Origin of the sequence: Serratia sp. BNK-17 (assembly GCF_048684935.1) — a bacterium.
Lineage (GTDB): Bacteria > Pseudomonadota > Gammaproteobacteria > Enterobacterales > Enterobacteriaceae > Serratia > Serratia nematodiphila.
This window is the reverse complement of sequence record NZ_JBLQTR010000001.1, coordinates 2895522-2914225: the sequence shown is the minus strand read 5'-3', so window position 1 is coordinate 2914225 and position 18704 is coordinate 2895522. Positions and strand designations below refer to the sequence as shown.

General features: G+C 63.6%; 21 protein-coding genes and 1 riboswitch. Of the genes, 16 read left to right on the top strand and 5 right to left on the bottom strand.

Translation table 11 applies throughout. The features are described 5' to 3' along the window. Positions 1-91: 91 nt before the first annotated feature. The 14 genes from manD (at position 92) to gutQ (ending at position 13798) form a co-directional block, all read left to right on the top strand. The gene (gene manD / locus ACMGF7_RS13815) at positions 92-1306 is read left to right on the top strand and encodes a D-mannonate dehydratase ManD (protein WP_049239892.1); all 1215 of its coding nucleotides are present in this window, start codon (positions 92-94) and stop codon (positions 1304-1306) included. Positions 1307-1311: 5 nt separating this feature from the next. After that, positions 1312-2328, top strand: a complete 1017-nt coding sequence (locus ACMGF7_RS13810; RefSeq protein WP_164095207.1) for a Zn-dependent oxidoreductase — start codon at positions 1312-1314, stop codon at positions 2326-2328. Between the two features lie 91 nt (positions 2329-2419). Further along, positions 2420-3709, top strand: a complete 1290-nt coding sequence (locus tag ACMGF7_RS13805; protein WP_015378745.1) for an MFS transporter — start codon at positions 2420-2422, stop codon at positions 3707-3709. Between the two features lie 52 nt (positions 3710-3761). Beyond that, positions 3762-5267: a mannitol dehydrogenase family protein gene (locus ACMGF7_RS13800; protein ID WP_075684610.1), complete on the top strand. Its 1506-nt coding sequence runs from the start codon at positions 3762-3764 to the stop codon at positions 5265-5267. Further along, complete coding sequence (locus tag ACMGF7_RS13795) at positions 5248-6579, top strand: MFS transporter (RefSeq protein ID WP_048325252.1); 1332 nt, start codon at positions 5248-5250, stop codon at positions 6577-6579. The genes ACMGF7_RS13800 and ACMGF7_RS13795 overlap by 20 nt, the downstream gene beginning before the upstream one ends. 98 nt (positions 6580-6677) lie before the next feature. Then, positions 6678-7364 carry a GntR family transcriptional regulator gene (locus tag ACMGF7_RS13790; protein WP_004941533.1) on the top strand — a complete coding sequence of 229 codons (687 nt, stop codon included), beginning with the start codon at positions 6678-6680 and terminating at the stop codon, positions 7362-7364. A gap of 205 nt (positions 7365-7569) precedes the next feature. Continuing rightward, positions 7570-8619 (top strand): class I fructose-bisphosphate aldolase, encoded by a 1050-nt coding sequence (fbaB, locus tag ACMGF7_RS13785; RefSeq protein ID WP_015378749.1) that lies wholly within the window; start codon positions 7570-7572, stop codon positions 8617-8619. A gap of 236 nt (positions 8620-8855) precedes the next feature. After that, positions 8856-9404 (top strand): PTS glucitol/sorbitol transporter subunit IIC, encoded by a 549-nt coding sequence (srlA, locus tag ACMGF7_RS13780; RefSeq protein WP_420286478.1) that lies wholly within the window; start codon positions 8856-8858, stop codon positions 9402-9404. A 15-nt stretch (positions 9405-9419) separates the two neighbouring features. Beyond that, complete coding sequence (srlE, locus tag ACMGF7_RS13775; RefSeq protein WP_015378750.1) at positions 9420-10400, top strand: PTS glucitol/sorbitol transporter subunit IIB; 981 nt, start codon at positions 9420-9422, stop codon at positions 10398-10400. A 22-nt stretch (positions 10401-10422) separates the two neighbouring features. Next, complete coding sequence (srlB, locus tag ACMGF7_RS13770; RefSeq protein WP_004941520.1) at positions 10423-10785, top strand: PTS glucitol/sorbitol transporter subunit IIA; 363 nt, start codon at positions 10423-10425, stop codon at positions 10783-10785. Between the two features lie 10 nt (positions 10786-10795). Beyond that, positions 10796-11575 (top strand): sorbitol-6-phosphate dehydrogenase, encoded by a 780-nt coding sequence (gene srlD / locus ACMGF7_RS13765; RefSeq protein WP_164095082.1) that lies wholly within the window; start codon positions 10796-10798, stop codon positions 11573-11575. 45 nt (positions 11576-11620) lie between these two features. Continuing rightward, a complete protein-coding gene (gene gutM / locus ACMGF7_RS13760) occupies positions 11621-11977 on the top strand; it encodes a transcriptional regulator GutM (protein ID WP_004941515.1) in 357 nt (118 codons plus the stop codon). Positions 11978-12060: 83 nt separating this feature from the next. Further along, positions 12061-12834, top strand: a complete 774-nt coding sequence (gene srlR, locus ACMGF7_RS13755) for a glucitol operon DNA-binding transcriptional repressor SrlR (protein WP_015378752.1) — start codon at positions 12061-12063, stop codon at positions 12832-12834. Further along, positions 12827-13798, top strand: coding sequence for an arabinose-5-phosphate isomerase GutQ (gene gutQ / locus ACMGF7_RS13750; RefSeq protein ID WP_004941509.1), 972 nt, complete (start codon positions 12827-12829; stop codon positions 13796-13798). The genes srlR and gutQ overlap by 8 nt, the downstream gene beginning before the upstream one ends. 39 nt (positions 13799-13837) lie before the next feature. Here gutQ and ACMGF7_RS13745 read toward each other — a convergent pair whose 3' ends face one another. The 3 genes from ACMGF7_RS13745 to thiM all read right to left on the bottom strand — a co-directional run bounded on the left by ACMGF7_RS13745 (position 13838) and on the right by thiM (position 15972). After that, positions 13838-14296: an inhibitor of vertebrate lysozyme family protein gene (locus ACMGF7_RS13745; RefSeq protein WP_049239895.1), complete on the bottom strand. Its 459-nt coding sequence runs from the start codon at positions 14294-14296 to the stop codon at positions 13838-13840. 84 nt (positions 14297-14380) lie between these two features. Then, the gene (gene thiD / locus ACMGF7_RS13740) at positions 14381-15181 is read right to left on the bottom strand and encodes a bifunctional hydroxymethylpyrimidine kinase/phosphomethylpyrimidine kinase (RefSeq protein WP_420286477.1); all 801 of its coding nucleotides are present in this window, start codon (positions 15179-15181) and stop codon (positions 14381-14383) included. Continuing rightward, positions 15181-15972 carry a hydroxyethylthiazole kinase gene (gene thiM, locus ACMGF7_RS13735; protein WP_049239897.1) on the bottom strand — a complete coding sequence of 264 codons (792 nt, stop codon included), beginning with the start codon at positions 15970-15972 and terminating at the stop codon, positions 15181-15183. The genes thiD and thiM overlap by 1 nt, the downstream gene beginning before the upstream one ends. Positions 15973-16007: 35 nt before the next feature. Continuing rightward, a riboswitch (TPP riboswitch) is annotated at positions 16008-16104 on the bottom strand. Positions 16105-16246: 142 nt separating this feature from the next. On the opposite strand from thiM, the gene ACMGF7_RS13730 reads away from it, so the two are divergent. Continuing rightward, positions 16247-16672, top strand: a complete 426-nt coding sequence (locus ACMGF7_RS13730) for a GNAT family N-acetyltransferase (protein WP_004941487.1) — start codon at positions 16247-16249, stop codon at positions 16670-16672. Here ACMGF7_RS13730 and ACMGF7_RS13725 read toward each other — a convergent pair. Then, positions 16669-17892 (bottom strand): MFS transporter, encoded by a 1224-nt coding sequence (locus ACMGF7_RS13725; RefSeq protein WP_049239898.1) that lies wholly within the window; start codon positions 17890-17892, stop codon positions 16669-16671. The two genes, ACMGF7_RS13730 and ACMGF7_RS13725, sit on opposite strands and share 4 nt — an antisense overlap. A 95-nt stretch (positions 17893-17987) precedes the next feature. Here ACMGF7_RS13725 and ACMGF7_RS13720 point away from each other — a divergent pair, with 95 nt between their 5' ends. Next, a complete protein-coding gene (locus ACMGF7_RS13720; protein ID WP_072627200.1) occupies positions 17988-18437 on the top strand; it encodes a winged helix-turn-helix transcriptional regulator in 450 nt (149 codons plus the stop codon). A gap of 6 nt (positions 18438-18443) precedes the next feature. Here the strand turns inward: ACMGF7_RS13720 and ACMGF7_RS13715 are convergent, their stop codons facing one another. Continuing rightward, on the bottom strand, positions 18444-18704 hold the full coding sequence (locus tag ACMGF7_RS13715; protein ID WP_033632357.1) for a DUF1158 family protein: 261 nt from the start codon (positions 18702-18704) through the stop codon (positions 18444-18446).

The following is an 18704-nucleotide window of genomic DNA, read 5'->3' as shown; positions in this document are numbered from 1 at the left end:
CTCCGGCAAATTCATTAATTCATACTTGTATGGTAGTTAGTTCATGGCGTATTTTCGCGCTATCTCTCCGCAGCTACAGGATGTGAAGGTTATGAAAATCGTCAACGCCGAGGTGTTCGTCACCTGCCCGGGGCGCAACTTTGTCACGCTGAAAATCACCACCGATGACGGCATCATCGGCCTCGGTGACGCCACGCTGAACGGGCGCGAATTGCCGGTGGCCTCTTACCTGAAAGATCACCTCTGCCCGCAGTTGATCGGCCGCGACGCGCAGCGGATCGAGGACCTCTGGCAATTCTTCTACAAAGGCGCTTACTGGCGGCGCGGCCCGGTGACCATGTCCGCCATTTCCGCCGTCGACATGGCGCTGTGGGACATCAAGGCCAAGGCCGCCAACATGCCGCTGTATCAGCTGTTGGGCGGTGCCTCGCGCTCGGGAGTGATGGTGTATTGCCATACCACCGGCCACTCGATCGATGAGGTGCTCGACGACTACGCCAAACATAAAGAGCAAGGCTTCAAGGCGATCCGCGTTCAATGCGGCGTGCCGGGCATGAAAACCACCTACGGCATGGCCAAGGGCAAAGGCCAGGCCTATGAGCCGGCCACCAAGGGCGAGTGGCCGGAGGAGCAGCTGTGGTCGACGGAAAAATACCTCGACTTCACCCCCAAACTGTTCGATGCGGTGCGCAACAAGTTCGGCTTCAACGAACACCTGCTGCACGACATGCACCACCGCCTGACGCCAATTGAAGCGGCGCGCTTCGGTAAAAGCGCCGAACCGTATCGCCTGTTCTGGATGGAAGATCCGACGCCGGCGGAAAATCAGGCCTGTTTCCGCCTGATCCGCCAGCATACCGTCACGCCGATCGCTGTCGGCGAGGTGTTCAACAGCATCTGGGACTGCAAACAGCTGATCGAAGAACAGCTGATCGACTACATCCGCACCACCCTGACGCACGCGGGCGGCATTACCGGCATGCGGCGCATCGCCGACTTCGCCTCGCTGTATCAGGTGCGCACCGGTTCACACGGCCCTTCCGATCTGTCGCCGATCTGCATGGCGGCGGCGCTGCACTTCGATCTGTGGGTGCCGAACTTCGGCGTGCAGGAATACATGGGCTATTCCGAGCAAATGCTCGAGGTGTTCCCGCACAGCTGGACGTTCGACGACGGCTATATGCATCCGGGCGACAAGCCGGGCATCGGCATCGAGTTCGATGAGAAGCTGGCGGCCCGTTACCCCTATGAACCGGCCTACCTGCCGGTCGCGCGTCTGGAGGATGGCACCTTATGGAACTGGTAAACACCATGCGCAGCGTCGTGATCGAACAGCCCGGGCGCCTGGCGCTGCAGACGCGCGCACTGCCGCAGCCGGCGGCCGGCGAGGTGCGGGTCAAGGTGAAATTCGCCGGCATCTGCGGCTCCGACGTCCATATCTATCACGGCCATAACCCGTTCGCCCGCTATCCGCGTGTGATCGGCCACGAGTTCTTCGGCCTGATCGATGCGCTGGGCGAAGGCGTCGATCCGGCGCGCCTCGGCGAACGCGTCTCGGTAGACCCGGTGGTGAGCTGCGGCCACTGCTATCCCTGTTCGGTCGGCCGCCCCAACGTCTGCACCTCGCTGCAGGTGATCGGCGTGCACCGCGACGGCGGCTTCAGCGACTATGCCTGCGTGCCGGCGCGCAACGCCTATCCGGTTCCGCCGGCCATCAGCGATCGCCACGCCGCGATGATCGAACCCTTCAGCATCGCCGCCAACATTACCGCCCATCTGCAACCGCGCCCCGACGACATCGCGCTGATCTACGGCGCCGGGCCGATGGGGCTCACGGTGATCCAGACGCTGAAAGGGGTGTACGGCGTCAGGCAGGTGTGGGTCGTCGATCGCATCGCCGAGCGGCTGGAGATGGCGCGCGCCAACGGCGCCGACCAAACATTCAACAACGCCGAGGCCGCATTGCCGCAGGCGCTGCAGCAGCGCGGCGTTCAGCCGACGCTGATCGTCGATGCCGCCTGCCACCCCACCATTTTACCGGAGGCGATCGCGCTGGCTTCGCCGGCGGCGCGCATCGGCATCATGGGCTTTTCCGGCGACGCCTGCACCCTGACCCAGCAGAGCATCACCAGCAAGGAGCTGTCGATCTTCTCCTCGCGCCTGAACAGCGCGCGCTTTCCGCAGGTGATCGCCTGGATGGCGGACGGCAAGCTAGACCCGCAGCGGCTACTCACCCACTGCGTGCCCGCCGACGACGTCGAACGGGCGATGCAGATGTTCGAGCGGGATCAGCGCACCTGCTGCAAGGTGCTGCTGCAGTTCGAGTAACGCCAAGGCGGCATCGGGGCATTGGGCGGCGCCCGCCGCCCGTGCAAACAATGAAGCATCACGATTAAAACGACACCCAGTGGAGCGCTTTATGTTTAAAAACCTGCGTTGGACCATCGTGTTCCTGCTGTTCATGGTCTACATGATCAACTACCTCGACCGCGTGGCGCTGTCGATCACCGTGCCGATGATCGAACAGGATCTGATGCTGAACGCCGAACAGTTCGGTCTGATCTTCGGCAGCTTCTTCTTCGGCTACGCCATTTTCAACTTCGTCGGCGGGCTGGCGGTCGACCGCTTCGGCCCGACGCTGGTGCTGGGCGTGGCGGTCGGCCTGTGGTCCATCTTCTGCGGCATGACGGCGATCGCCACCGGTTTTTACTCAATGCTGATCCTGCGCGTCCTGTTCGGCATGGCCGAAGGGCCGATCTGCGCCTCGGCCAACAAGATGATCAACGGCTGGTTCCCGAAGAAACAGGCGGCGACCGCCGTGGGCCTGCTCAGCGCCGGTTCGCCGTTGGGCGGCGCGGTGGCCGGGCCGATCGTCGGCTATCTGGCGCTGGCGTTCGGCTGGCGGCCGGCGTTTATGATTATCTGCGCCATCGGCATCGTCTGGATGCTGGTGTGGTTCTTCGTGGTGGCGGATAACCCGGCGAAAAGCCAACGCGTCAGCAACGAAGAACGGGCGCTGATCGCACGGTTGAAACAGGAAAATCTCGGCGAGGAAAGCGCCTTGAGCGACGCCCCGCACGGGCTGGGCTACTACCTGAAGCAGCCGATCATTCTGGTCACCGCCTTCGCCTTCTTCTGCTACAACTACATCCTGTTCTTCTTCCTGAGCTGGTTCCCCTCGTATCTGGTGCAGGCACACAACCTGAACATCAAAGAGATGAGCCTGACCACGATGATCCCGTGGATCGTCGGCTTCGTCGGGCTGGCGCTCGGCGGCTATATTTCCGACAAGATCTTCAACATCACCGGCAAATTGCTGCTGTCGCGCAAGATCGTGCTGGTCACCAGCCTGCTGGCGGCGGCGGTGTGCGTGGCGTTGGCGGGCACCGTCAGCAGCGTGGTGCCGGCGGTGATGCTGATGTCGGTGTCGATCTTCTTCCTCTACATTACCGGCGCTCTCTACTGGGCGATCATCCAGGACGTGGTGCATAAATCCCGGGTCGGCGGCGCCAGCGGGTTCATTCATTTGATCGGCAGCGTCTCCGGCATCATCGGGCCGATCGCCACCGGCTACATCGTGCAGAACACCGGCAAATTCGACAGCGCCTTTATGCTGGCGGGCGGCGTCGCCGCGCTGGGCGCGCTGCTGGTGCTGCTGGTGATCAAGGCGCCGCGCGCAACGGCGGGCGTGCAAATCTTAAAACCCTAACGCCAGACGGGGCGGCTTCGCCCCTTTGCTTACCTCTCCAGGGACATTGAACATGAGACTTTCCGACCACAGCGCGCTGCCGGCCGCCGTTATCCGGCCCGGCTACGCACGTGAGCGCGTGAAACCGCGCATGGCGCATATCGGCTTCGGCGCGTTTCACCGCGCGCACCAGGCGATGTACGCCGACAGGCTGGCCAGCGAGCACGGCAGTGACTGGGGCTACTGCGAAATCAGCATGCAGCACGGCCGGCAAAAGATCGCCGATCTACGGCAACAGGACCTGCTGTTCTCGGTGGCGGAGATGGACGACGACGGTTGGCGGGGCCGGGTCATCGGCGTGGTGCGCCAGGCGCTGCACCTGCAAACCGACGGGTTGGCGGCGGTGCTGGCGGCCCTGACGCAGCCCGAGATCGCCATCGTCTCGCTGAGCATCAGCGAAAAGGGCTATTGCCACCACCCCGCCAGCGGCCGACTGATGGCGGAACACCCGGCGATCGCGCATGATATCGCCCACCCGGCACAGCCGCAGTCGGCGCCGGGGCTGCTGCTGGCGGCGCTGCGCCTGCGCCGTGAACGCGGGCTGCCGCCGTTCGCCGTGATGTCCTGCGATAACATGCCGGCCAACGGCCGGGTCACGCGCCAGGTGCTGGTCGAACTGGCGCAGCGGCAGGATCCGGCGCTGGCCGACTGGGTGCGTCAAGAGGTCGCCTTCCCTTCCACCATGGTGGATCGCATCGTGCCGGCGGTAACGCCGGAGGCCCGCCGGCAGTTGCGCACCTGGCTGGGCGGCGTCGAAGATGAGGTCGGCGTAGCCTGCGAGCCGTTCAGCCAGTGGGTCATTGAAGATCGATTTCCCCAGGGGCGCCCGGCCTGGGACAAGGTCGGCGCCGAACTGGTGAGCGACGTGCTGCCGTACGAGGAGATGAAGCTGCGCATGCTGAACGGCAGCCATTCGTTTCTCGCCTACCTCGGCTACCTGGCCGGTTATCAGCACATCGGCGACTGCATGCAGGATGCGGATTTTGTCCGCGCCGCCCGTCACCTGATGCTGGCGGAACAGGCGCCGACCCTGCAGGTGCCGAACGTCGATTTGGCGCAGTATGCCGACTCGCTGCTGCAGCGTTACCGCAATCGCGCGTTGAAACACCGCACCGCGCAGATCGCCATGGACGGCACGCAGAAGCTGCCGCAACGGCTGCTGGACGCGATCCGCTGGCATCTGGCGCGCGGCAGCCGCTTCGACTGCCTGGCGCTGGGCGTCGCCGGCTGGATGCGCTACGTCGGCGGCCGCGATGAACAAGGCGAGCCGATCGCCATCAGCGATCCGCTGCGCGAGCGCCTCGCCGCGTTGGTCGCCGGCAGCGAGGAAGGCCGGCCCCGCGTCCTGGCGCTGCTGCAACTCGACAGCGTCTTCGGCCGCGATCTGCCCGATTCGCCTGACTTCGTCCACGCCGTCAGCCACGCTTATCACCAACTGCTGAGCCTGGGGGCCAAAGCCACCGTCGCCGCTCTGCCGCTTACCGACCGGGAGGTTTCCGATGACCGTCACCACGCATAACGCCGTCAATACCGGCAATCAACCGCTGCTGCGGCGCGTCGCCAGCGCGTCGGCCATCGGCACCGCCGCCGAATACTATGATTTCTTCGCCTACGGCACCGCCGCGGTGCTGTTCTTCGGCCAGCTGTTTTTCCCCAGCGCCGATCCGCTGATCAGCACGCTGGCGGCCTTTGCCACCTACGCGGTCGGTTTCCTGGCGCGCCCGCTGGGCGGCATCGTGTTCGGCCATATCGGCGACAAAGTCGGCCGCAAGAAGGCGCTGGTGATCACCATCCTGATCGTCGGCCTCGGCACCTTTTGCATCGGCCTGCTGCCTACCTATGAGCAGATCGGCATCTGGGCGCCGATCGCGCTGATCTTTATCCGCGTGCTGCAGGGCTTCGGCGTCGGCGGCGAACAGGCCGGCGCGGTGCTGATGACCGCCGAATACGCGCCGCCGCCGCGGCGCGGTTTCTACGCCAGCTGGGTGCAGATCGGCGCGCCGGCCGGTTTCCTGCTGCCGTCCGGGCTGTTCGCGCTGCTGACCGCCGTGCTGTCGCCGGCGCAGATGCTGGACTGGGGCTGGCGCATTCCGTTCCTGCTCAGCCTGCTGCTGGTGCTGGTCGGGCTGTTTATTCGCCTGAAGATCGACGAGTCGCCGGTGTTTACCCAAATCCGCGCCACCAAAGCGGTGGAGAGCCGGCCGGTGGTGGAAGTGGCCCGCCGCTATCCCGGCCTTATCGCCAAAGGGGTGTGCGCCAAGCTGATCGAAGCCTGCGCCTTCGCCATGTTCACCGTGATCGTGCTGGCCTACGGCAAGGCCAACCACCTCAACGAAAGCATTTTGCTGGAGGCGATGATCGTGGCGGTGCTGCTGGAGATTTTCGCTATTCCGCTGATGGGCCGCCTCTCCGATCGGCTGGGGCGCAAACCGGTTTACATCGCCGGCGCGCTGCTGCAGGTGGTGTGCATCGTGCCGTTCTTTATGGCGATCAACCTCGATAATTTCTGGGTGACGCAGATCGCCATGATCGTGGTGCTGACCTTCGGCCACAGCATGTGCTACGCGCCGCAGGCCTCCTACTTCCCGGAGCTGTTCCCCACCCGCGTGCGCTGCAGCGGCATCGCGCTGATCTGGCAGATCGGCTCGCTGATCGGCAGCGGCATTCTCGGGCTGCTGGCGGTGAAGATCCTGCAGGTGACCGGCGGCCATTACTACGGGCTGGCCGGTTACATGATGGTGCTGGGCGTGGTGTCGGCCCTCGGCCTGAGCCTGATGCCGGAAACCGCGCCAGAGCGGCGCAAGCAGGAATATCAGGATTGGCATCACTGAGTTCCCCTGCCTGGCGGGTGGATTTATCCCCCCGCCCTCAACCAATAATCTGCTAGTATGGTGGCATTCGAACTCCAGCCAGATGCCTGATTGTCGCCATGTCTGAAACGTACAGTCTCACCAACAACGTCCCGGTCAACCAGCAGATCTATCGCTTCCTGCGCAAAGATATCGTCGATTGCACCATCCCCCCCGGCACCCTGCTGTCCGAGAAAGAGATCTCCACCCGCTTTTGCGTTTCGCGCCAGCCGGTGCGCGAAGCCTTCATCAAGCTGGCGGAGGCCGGCCTGGTGCAGATCCTGCCGCAGCGCGGCACCTTCGTGATGAAGATTTCCGCCAAGCGCGTGGCCGACGGGCGCTTTATCCGTCAGGCGGTGGAATGCGCCATCGTGCGCCGCGCGGCCGAGCGCGCCACTCCGGCGCAGCTGATGACGCTGGAGCATAACCTGCACCGTCAAGAGCTGGCGGCGCAGAACGGGCAAACGCGCGAATTTTTGGCGTTGGACGACGAGTTCCACCAGCTGCTGACCCAGTTTGCCGACTGCCCGCTGGCGTGGGAGACCATCGAAACCATCAAGGCCACCATGGATCGGGTGCGTTTCCTCAGCCTGAGCGAAGTCTCGCCGCCGGAGAGCCTGATCAAGCAGCACTACCGCATCTACGAAGCGCTGAAAGCGCGCGATGCCGAGGCGGCGGAGCGCGCCATCCACGATCATCTGCAGGAGATGATCTACTCCATCACCCCGATCGCTCAACAGAATACCGCGTGGTTCGAGATCGAATAATCAACCGCTTAGCGCGCCGGGGGCGATCGCCCCCGCGTATTTGGCCACGCAAATGGCATTTCCTCTCAATCGCATCTATTGTTTGTCCTTGCCGGAGCAAGTTCGGTAGCATCGCTTTACAGCTTCAATCACCGCTTTTTACTGCGCCGGTGGTCAAAAACCCTTGCATTGCCGGTGTATGAAGAAGCTTAATCGGGAGTGAATCATGACTGATATTGTGCAGTTGCTAGGAAAGGAAGCGGAAGATCTGCTGCAACACCGCTGTACCACTATCCCCGCCGAGAATCTCTACCTGCCGGGCGCCGACTTCGTCGACCGCGTAATGATCGATAACAACCGCCCCAACAGCGTGCTGCGTTCGATGCAAACCCTGTTCAACCACGGCCGCCTGGGCGGCACCGGTTATCTGTCTATCCTGCCGGTCGACCAAGGCATCGAGCACTCCGCCGCCGCCTCGTTCGCCGCCAACCCGCTGTATTTCGATCCGAAGAACATCGTCGAGCTGGCGATTGAAGCCGGCTGTAACTGCGTCGCCTCCACCTACGGCGTGCTGGCGTCGGTATCGCGCCGCTATGCGCATAAAATTCCGTTCCTGGTCAAACTCAACCACAACGAAACGCTGAGCTATCCGACCCAGTACGACCAGACCCTGTACGCCAGCGTCGAGCAGGCGTTCAACATGGGGGCAGTGGCGGTCGGCGCCACCATTTACTTTGGTTCAGAGCAGTCGCGCCGCCAGATCGAAGAGATCTCGATCGCCTTTGAGCGCGCGCATGAGCTGGGCATGGTCACCGTGCTGTGGGCCTATCTGCGCAACCCGGCGTTCAACAAAGACGGCGTGGACTACCACTCCAGCGCCGATCTGACCGGCCAGGCCAACCACATCGCCGCCACCATCGGCGCCGACATCGTCAAACAGAAAATGGCGGAAAACAACGGCGGCTACCGCGCGGTGAAATTCGGCTATACCGACGACCGCGTCTACACCAAGCTGACCACCGATCACCCGATCGATCTGGTGCGCTACCAGCTGGCCAACTGCTACATGGGCCGCGCCGGGCTGATCAACTCCGGCGGCGCCGCCGGTGAGAACGATCTGCAGGAATCGGTGCGCACCGCGGTGATCAACAAACGCGCCGGCGGCATGGGCCTGATCCTGGGGCGTAAAGCCTTCAAGAAATCGATGAAAGACGGCGTGGCGCTGATCAACGCCGTGCAAGATGCCTATCTGGACAAGAAGGTCACCATCGCCTGATGTGACGGACCGCCTGTCCCAAAGCCCGGTTCGCCGGGCTTTTTTGTGCCCGTTCCCCTTAACCCGACGCTGCCAACCTTCTCTTTCTTTCACTTTAAACTTTCAAAATAAAATATTTATCTTTCAAATTGTGATCTATTTAAAACAAATAGCCCAACAAAGTGACTACTGTAAGGCCCATGGCGACAGAGCCGCCGTTCGCTCCAGGCCATAACAGTCCATTACAGGAGAACATAATGATTGAGCTAATCACCCACGGCGCCGAGTGGTTTATCGGCCTGTTTCAGAAAGGCGGTGAAGTGTTTGTCGGCATGGTGACCGGCATTTTGCCTTTGTTGATCAGCCTGTTGGTTATCATGAACGCGCTGATCAAATTTGTTGGCCAGGAACGTATCGAACGATTGGCGCAGCGCTGCGCGGGCAACCCCGTCTCGCGTTATCTGCTGCTGCCGCTGATTGGCACCTTTGTCTTCTGCAACCCGATGACCCTCAGCCTGGGGCGCTTCATGCCGGAGAAATACAAGCCGAGCTACTACGCGGCGGCCTCCTACAGCTGCCACTCGATGAACGGCCTGTTTCCACATATCAACCCCGGCGAGCTGTTCGTTTACCTCGGCATCGCCAGCGGCCTGACCACCCTCGGCCTGCCGCTCGGCCCGCTGGCGGTGAACTATTTCCTGGTGGGGCTGTTCACCAACTTCTTCCGCGGCTGGGTTACCGATCTCACCACCAGCCTGTTCGAACGCAAGATGGGCATCCGTCTGGATCGCCAGGTGCAACTTTAATTCGTGGAGTGCAGCATGAGTGCTTATATCCGTATTGAAAAAGGCGCCAGCGGCTGGGGCGGCCCCCTGGAACTGCCGATCGAACCCGGCAAAAAAGTGGTGTACATCACCGCCGGCACCCGGCCTTCCATCGTCGATCGCCTCAGCGAATTGACCGGCTGGCCGGCCGTCGACGGTTTCAAAGAGGGCGAGCCGCCGGCGGAAGAGATCGGCGTGGCGGTGATCGACTGCGGCGGCACCCTGCGCTGCGGCCTGTACCCGAAACGCCGCATTCCGACGGTCAATATCCATGCCACCGGTCAGTCCGGCCCGCTGGCGCAGTTTATCCTCGAAGACATCTATGTCTCCGGCGTGCGCGACCACAACATCAACCGAATCGAAGCGGCAGATAGCCAACCCGCCGCCGCCGTTGCCGCGCCGCCCAAGGCGCGCGACTACGACACCAGCAAGAAGATCACCGAGCAAAGCGACGGGCTGCTGGCGAAGGTCGGCATGGGCATGGGATCGGTGGTGGCGGTGTTCTTCCAGGCCGGGCGCGACACTATCGACACCGTGCTGAAGACCATTCTGCCGTTTATGGCATTCGTCTCGGCCTTGATCGGCATCATCATGGCCTCCGGCCTCGGGGACTTTATCGCTCACGGCCTGACGCCGCTGGCCAACAGCCCGATCGGCCTGGTGACGCTGGCGCTGATCTGTTCATTCCCGCTGCTGTCGCCGTTCCTCGGCCCCGGCGCGGTCATCGCCCAGGTGATCGGCGTGCTGGTCGGGGTGCAGATCGGCCTTGGCCATATTCCGCCGCAGCTGGCGCTGCCCGCGCTGTTCGCCATCAACGCGCAGGCCGCCTGCGACTTTATTCCGGTCGGCCTGTCGCTGGCGGAAGCCAAACAGGACACCGTGCGGGTCGGCGTACCTTCAGTGCTGGTTGGCCGCTTCCTGACCGGCGCGCCGACGGTCCTGATCGCCTGGGCCGCCTCGGCCTTCATTTATCAATAATGTGATCCCCAGGGAGACGTTTATGCACACCATTTTTCACACCACCATCACGCAGATCGGCGGCTGCGCCCGCGACGCGTTGCTGGACAACATGCTGATCACCTTCCGTGAAGGCGCCCCGGCGGATATCGAAGAGTTCTGCTTCATCCACCGCCACGGCGCAACCGCCGGCGAGCTGCAGGTGGGCGGCGTGATGGAACTGGCGCAGCAGCGCTACGCCATCACCGCCGTCGGCAGCGTCGCCACGCAGAATCTGCGCGAGCTGGGCCATATCACCGTGCGCTTCGACGGCGAAGCCGAAGCCGAATTTCCCGGCTCGATCCACGTATCCGGCCCGACGCCGACCGATATCCCGTTGGGCAGCACGCTGTCATTTATCGCATAAGGAGTAGACCATGTCTGAAGTAGCTGTAGTGATTGGCGGCGGCCAAACGTTAGGCGCCTTTTTGAGCCACGGGCTGGCGCAGGCCGGTTATCGGGTGGCGGTGGCCGATCTGAACGCCGACAAAGCCAGTCTGGTGGCACAGCAGATCAACGAAGAGTACGGCACAGGCAGCGCCTGCGGTTTTCAGGCCGACGCCACCGACGAGCAGAGCGTGATCGCGCTGGCGGCGGCGGTTGACCGGGCGTTCGGCCAGGCCAACCTGCTGGTGTACAGCGCCGGCATCGCCAAGGCGGCGCCGATCACCGATTTCCCGCTGGGCGACTTCGACCGCTCGCTGCAGGTGAACCTGGTGGGCTATTTCCTCTGCGCCCGCGAGTTCTCGCGCCTGATGATCCGCGACGGCATCGCCGGGCGCATCATCCAGATCAACTCCAAGTCCGGCAAGGTCGGCAGCAAGCACAACTCCGGCTACAGCGCCGCCAAGTTCGGCGGCGTGGGGCTGACGCAGTCGCTGGCGCTCGATCTGGCGGAGTACGGCATCACCGTGCATTCGCTGATGCTCGGCAACCTGCTGAAGTCGCCGATGTTCCAGTCGCTGCTGCCGCAGTACGCGCAAAAACTGGGCATCGCGCCGGATCAGGTGGAGCAGTACTACATCGACAAGGTGCCGCTGAAGCGCGGCTGCGACTACCAGGATGTGCTGAACACCCTGCTGTTCTACGCCAGCGACAAGGCCTCTTACTGCACCGGCCAATCGATCAACATCACCGGCGGCCAGGTGATGTTCTGACGCCAATCGATGCCCCCTTCAGCAGAGGGGGCTAAGGAGAACGCCATGACACAAGCTTTGATCGCCTTCGCGCTGCTGGCCTGGCTGCTGCAAATCGCCTTCGGCTGGTGGCAACTGCAACGTTTCAACCGCGCCTTCGATGGTTTATGCCGGCTGGGCGCCGTGGGCGTCGGCCGTTCCGGTGGCCGTTTTCGCCCGCGAGTGGTGCTGGCGCTGGCCTTCGACGCCGATCGGCGGGTGTGCGGCAGCCTGTTGCTGCGCGGCCTGACCGTTTTCGCCCGGCCCCGCCCGCTGCCTCATTTACACGGATTGCATCAGCGGGATTTGCGCCCGGATGTGATCTTCCCCGAGGATCGCGCATGCCAGTCTGCACTATCGTTAGCGATTGAACCCAAATCGTGATATTTTCACATTAAAAGGCATTACCTTTCATAGTGAATTATTCAGCGAGGGAAAATGCCCCACTCTTGTGAACGGGAATCGCGATGAAACCAAAGCAGCGGCAGGCCGCTATCCTTGAATATCTGCAGCGGCATGGCAAAACGGCAGTGGACGCCCTGGCCGAGCATTTCTCCACCACCGGCACCACCATCCGCAAGGATCTCACCCTGCTGGAAGAAGAAGGCGAGGTGATCCGCACCTACGGCGGCGTGGTGCTCAGCCGCGACGACGGCGATCAGCCGATCGACCGCAAAACCCATATCAACACCGAGAAAAAACGCCAGATCGCCAGCGCCGCCGTGGCGCTGATCGCCGACGGCGACTCGCTGATCTTCGACGCCGGCAGTACGGTGCTGCAGATGGTGCCGCACCTGGCACAGTTCAACAACATCACGGTGATGACCAACAGCCTGACCATCGTCAACGCGCTGGTGGAGCTGGACAACGATCAGACCATCCTGATGCCCGGCGGCACCTACCGCAAGAAGTCGGCCTCGTTCCACGGCAGCCTGGCGGAATCGGCGTTTCAGCAATTCAGCTTCGACAAGCTGTTTATCGGCGCGGACGGCGTCGATCTCAACGCCGGCGTCACCACCTTCAACGAAGTGCACAACGTCAGCAAGGCGATGTGCGAAGCCGCCGGCCGCATTATTCTGTTGGTAGACTCCTCGAAATTCGGCCGCAAGAGCCCGAACGTGGTGTGCGAGCTCAGCGCCGTCGACACGCTGATCACCGACCGAGACATCAACCCCGATTACCTCGCCGCCCTGCAGGCGAAAGGCATCAATATCCTTCTGGTAGGAGATCCCGATGAGTAACGCCAACGCCCTGCTCGCCTTCGCCCGCGAAACGCTGGAGATCGAGCTGACCGAAGCGCAGCGCCTGCTGGCGCGCCTGGATGACAACTTCGTCTGCGCCTGCGAGCTGCTGCTGAACTGCCGCGGCAAAGCGGTGATTTCCGGCATCGGCAAGTCCGGCCATATCGGCAAGAAGATCGCCGCGTCGCTGGCCAGCACCGGCACGCCGTCGTTCTTCGTGCATCCGGCGGAGGCGCTGCACGGCGATCTCGGCATGATCGGCGCCGATGACGTGGTGGTGTTCATCTCCTATTCCGGCCGCGCCAAAGAGCTGGATCTGATCCTGCCGCTGCTGGCGGAGAACGGCATTCCGGTGATCGCCATCACCGGCGGCAAAGAGTCGCCGCTGGCGCTGGCCGCCGCCTGCGTGCTGGATATCGGCGTTGAGCGCGAAGCCTGCCCGATGGGGCTGGCGCCGACCTCCAGCGCGGTCAACACCCTGATGATGGGCGACGCCCTGGCGATGGCGCTGATGCGCCAGCGCGGTTTCAACGCGGAAGACTTCGCCCGCTCGCACCCGGGCGGCAGCCTGGGGGCGCGCCTGCTGAACCGCGTGCATCACCTGATGCGCACCGGCGATCGCCTGCCGCGCGTGAGCGAAAGCGCCAACGTGATGGAGGCCATGCTGGAACTGAGCCGCACCGGACTGGGGTTGGTGGCGGTCTGCGACGCGCAGCAGCGGGTGGTGGGCGTATTTACCGACGGCGACCTGCGCCGCTGGCTGGTGAAGGGCAATAGCCTGCAGGATCCGCTCAGCCCGGCGATCACCCGCCCCGGCTATCGGCTGCCGGAGCAGTGGCGCGCCGGAGAGGCGCTGGAAGCGCTGCACGAACAGCACATCAGCGCGGCCCCGGTGGTCAACATGGACGGCGTGCTGGTGGGGGCGCTCAACCTGCACGATCTGCATCAGGCCGGCATCGGCTGATCGGTGCCGGGGGCGCCGGCAGCGGCGCCCCCGGTCAGATTATTTCCAGTCGGGATTGTTCTCGAACTGCTGCTTCAGCAGCGCCTTCATGTCTTCATCCGGCTTGCCGAGCCACTGGTACCTGGCATACTTCTTCGGGTGATCGATGGCTTCCGGCCGATCTTCCACCTCGACCCGCACGCCCCAGGCCTGGGATTTATCCGCGCTGAACGCCACGATCAAAAAGTTGTTGCCGCAGTCGTGCGGTTTGCACAGATTGCCAACCAGATACTCTTTGCCCTTCCAGCTCAGATTTTGCGCCGGTGTAGAGGTGCCAACGCCCTTGCGCGCCCAGCCCGGCATCCGCGCCTGGCCTTTGACCATGTTTTGCCAGCTGGCCTGATACCCCGGCTGCTGAATCAAATCCGACGTGGTGACGATCTGCTGGGCAAAGCTGCCCGCGCTGAAGCTGAGCAGTGCGCCGAAGAGGGCGCAACGCAGCGCCTGGTGTCCCGTCATAGTCCTTCTCCCTAGGTTAAATCAGGTTTCGCCCATAAAACCGGGCCTGAACTAGTCAGACCACGGTTGCGGCAAAAAGTTGGCTCACCACCAGGCGTGAAAATGATGCACCGGCCCAATGCCGTGCCCCACTTCCAGCGTATCCGCCTGTTGCAGCGCTTGTTGCAGGTAGTCCTTGGCGGCGGCCACCGTGGCCGCCCAGTCGGCATGGCGCGGGCGTAGCGCCGCCAGCGCGGCCGAGAGCGTGCAGCCGGTGCCGTGGGTGTGGCGGGTGGCGACGCGCGGCGCGGTAAAGCGCTGCTCGCCTTCGGCGGTGAACAGCCAGTCCGGGCTCTCGCTTTCGCTCAGGTGGCCGCCCTTCATCAGCACCGCCCGGCAGCCCATCGCCAGCAGCGCCCGCCCCTGCTCGCGCATCTGCGCTTCATCTTCCGCCGGCGGGCACGCCAGCAGCCCCGCCGCTTCCGGCAAGTTCGGCGTAATGATCGACACCAGCGGCAACAGCTCGCGCCGGATAGACTCTACCGCCTCCGGCGCCAACAGCGGATCACCGCTTTTCGCCAGCATCACGGTATCCAGCACCACGAATTCCGGCCGGTAATGGCGCAGCCGTTCGGCCACCGCCTGCACGATGTCGGCGTTGGCCAGCATGCCGATCTTGACGCTGTCGATGCGCACGTCGCTGAACACCGAGTCCAGCTGCGCGGCGACGAACGCCGGATCGATGTAATACACCGACTGCACGCCGCGGGTATTCTGCGCCACCAGCGCGGTGATCACCGAAGTGCCGTAGGCGCCAAGCGCCGAGAAGGCCTTCAAATCGGCCTGAATGCCGGCGCCGCCGCTGGGATCGGTGCCGGCGATGGTCAGCGCGTTAATACGTTTCATCACAGATCCTCCCCGCGCAGCTGATACAGGGCGTCGAGGAACGCCGGCGTAAAGCTGCCCGGCCCGGCGGCCTGCCTGGCCGCGAGGCCGCCGCAGTGTGACATCACCCGACAGGCGGTCGCCACGTTGTCCAGGCGATCGCCCGGCAGGGCGCAAAACGCCGCCGCCACCGCCGACAGCGCACAGCCGGTGCCCACCACCCGCGTCATCAGCGGGGAGCCGCCTTCGATCGCCCAGTCGCGTTGGCCGTCGGTGACGTAATCCACCGCGCCGGTGACCGCCACCACCGCGCCGCTGCGCCGCGCCAGCTCACGCGCGGCGGGCAATGCCGCCAGGGAATCGTCGCCGCTGTCCACGCCGCGGCCGCTGGCCAGCAACCCGCTGAGCGCCATGATTTCCGAGGCGTTGCCGCGTATCGCCGCCGGTTTTTCGTCCAGCAGCTGTTTGGCGAAGGCGGTACGGTAGGAGAGCGCGCCGACCGCCACCGGATCCAGCGTCCAGGGCTTGCCGGCCTGATTGGCGGCGGCCACCGCCGCCCGCATCGATTCGGCGCGCAGCGCATTGAGGGTACCGACGTTGATCAGCAGGCCGTCGGCCAGCGCGCTGAACTGCGCCGCCTCTTGCGGCTCCACCACCATCGCCGGGGAGGCGCCGAGCGCCAGCAGCACGTTGGCGGTCAGCGACTGCACCACTTCGTTGGTCAGGCAGTGGATCAGCGGAGGCCGCTGTTGGAATTGGGTCAGGCAGGCCGCGGCGCGGGCGCCGGGTAGTGCATCAGGTCGAGCGATCATATTCCTCCCAACCGGCGTTCAAGAAGGCGGCGCCGGTTGAGCGGCCGTGACTTCCCTACGCTGGCATTATCCAGATCAGGTAATACGGGTATTTCTCAGCCTTCACGCGGAAGGGCACCCCGAGTCATGAAAATCAATAGGTTGTGATCAACGTTGCGTTAATCCCTGCAGGGGATCATGCCAGCGGCGGCGCGGACAAACAAGCGATTAAATTAGCCCTGCGGGCATGCGCTACACAATGCGCTATAGTGAGCAAAAACCACCGGGAGATGCCATGCAAATAAGACCTTACCAAGAGGCCGATCGCCCCTTCCTGCGCACGCTGTACCTGGCGTCGCGCAAGGCGGCGTTCGGTTGGCGCGATACCTCGAACTATCAGTTGGAAGATTTCGACCGCGCGACGCTGGGCGAAGCGATTTGGGTGGCGGAAGACGGCGGCGTGCTGCTGGGATTCGTCTCCATCTACCGCGAAGACAACTTCATTCATAACCTGTATGTCGATCCCCATCAGCCGCCGCGCGGCGTCGGCAGTGCGCTGCTGCAAGCGGCGCAAGCCACCTTCACCGCCACCGGCTCGCTGAAATGCCTGGTGAAAAATGAAAAAGCGCTGGCGTTCTACCGCAAACACGGCTGGCGCATCATCTCCACCGGCAACGACGGCGAAGAAGATTATTACCTGATGCATTCGCCGGCACGCTAGCTCTTACCCGCGGCATCCGGCATCCCGCGCAGCGTCAGCCGCCAAAACAGCAGTGCGCTCAGGCTGACGCCCGCCCCCAGCCAGCAGACGCCGCTCCACCCCGCCCAGGCGTACATATGGGTGCCGGCAAAGGCGCCCAGCCCGCTGCCGACGGCGTAAAACAGCATGTAGCAGCCCACCAGCCGGCTATGCGACTGCGGGTGGGCGCTGAAGATCATGCTCTGATTCAGCACGTGGATCGCCTGGCCCGCCAGATCCAACAGCACAATGCCCGCCACCAGCCAAACCAGGCCGCTGCCGAGCAAACCGAGCGGCAGCCAGGCCAGCGTCAACAGCAGCAGACACGCGCCGCTGGCCGCCTGCCCCAGCCCGCGATCCGCCAGATGCCCGGCGCGCACCGCCGCCAGCGCGCCCACCGCGCCGACCAGGCCGAACGCTCCCACCGCGGCATGGGTGAAGTTGAACGGCGGCCGGCTCAGCGGCAACACCAGCGAACTCCAAAAGAGGCTGAAAGCGCCGAACATCAGCAGCGCCAGCATGCCGCGAATTTGCAGCGTGCGGTCATGCCGCAACAGGCTCAACATTGAACGCAGCAGCGCGGGATAACTCAGCGTGCTGGGCGCGGTGCGCGGCGCAGGCAGCAGGCGCGACAGGATCGGCAGCAGCACCAGCGTCACTCCGGCTGAGAAGAAGTACACCGTGCGCCAGCCGCCGACGTCCGCCAGCGTGCCGGAGAGAGTGCGCGCCAGCAACAGCCCCAGCACCACCCCGCCCTGCGCCGCGCCGACCACCCGCCCGCGCTCCTGCGGCGCCGCCAGGGCCGCGGCGAATGCGATCAGCCCCTGCGTCATGGCGGTGCCCAGTAGCCCCACCAGCAACATCCCCGCCAGCAGCCAGGGCGCGCTGTGCGCCCAGCCCACCAATAGCAGCGCGCCGATCAGCCCCAGCTGTTGCCCCGCCAGCAATCGATGCCGGTTCAACCGATCCCCCAGCGGCACCACCAACAGCAACGCCAGCGCGCAGCCCAACTGAGTCACGGTGATCACCATGCCGACCGCCGCCAGGCTGATGGAAAAATCGCGGGCGATGGCGTCCAGCAGCGGCTGCGCATAGTAAACGTTGGCCACGCTAAAGGCGCTGGCACCGGCCAACAGCAGCACCAGGGCGGCCGGCAGACGCCCCAGCGCCGCACAGGGAGGATCCAGCAGTTTGTCGCTCATCGCACACCTCAATCTGGTTTCATAATTAAACCCAATGAACTTTAGATGCGGAGGTTTTATAATGCAACCAGAATATGTCGCTGGAGATAAACGCAGTGAAACGTAAAAGCCTGGAAGACGCGCCCTGCCCGGTAGCGCGCACGCTGGATGTGATTGGCGACTGGTGGTCGCTGCTGATCGTGCGCGACGCCTTCGACGGCGTCACCCGTTTCAGCGAGTTTCAAAAAGGGCTGGGGATGGCGAAGAACATTCTTGCCACCCGGCTGCGCGCCCTGGTGACGCACGGCGTGCTGGAGATCGTGCCCGCCGCGGACGGCAGCGCCTATCAGGAATATGTGCTGACCGAGAAAGGCCGCGCGCTGTTTCCGGTGATCGTCGGCCTGCGCCAGTGGGGAGAGGATCATTTGTTCGCCGAGGGAGAGGCGCATTCGACGCTGGTGGAAAGCGACAGCGGCCGCCCCGTGCCGCGCCTGACGCCGACCGGCAGCGCCGGGCAGACGCTCACCCCGCTGAATACCCGAGTGGTGAAGGTGGGGGAACGGTGATGAGAGTTAGTGGCGGAGCCCGCAGCTCACCCGCTGAAAAACCTGGCGGATAAAGAGCCATTCCAGACACCCGGCCAGCAGATAAACCGCGCCAAAAACGAGCGCACCAAACCATTCCGTATCGTTAAAATGGAAAAAACCACTGGCGTCAATCAGCCAAGCGGTTTGATTCTGGTTTAGCCTGGGTACAGGAAAAAGCTTTATTGTCAGCACAGCCAGCCCAACAACAGCCAATGCGTTAGCGAGCAACAGGGCAAGTTTTTTCAT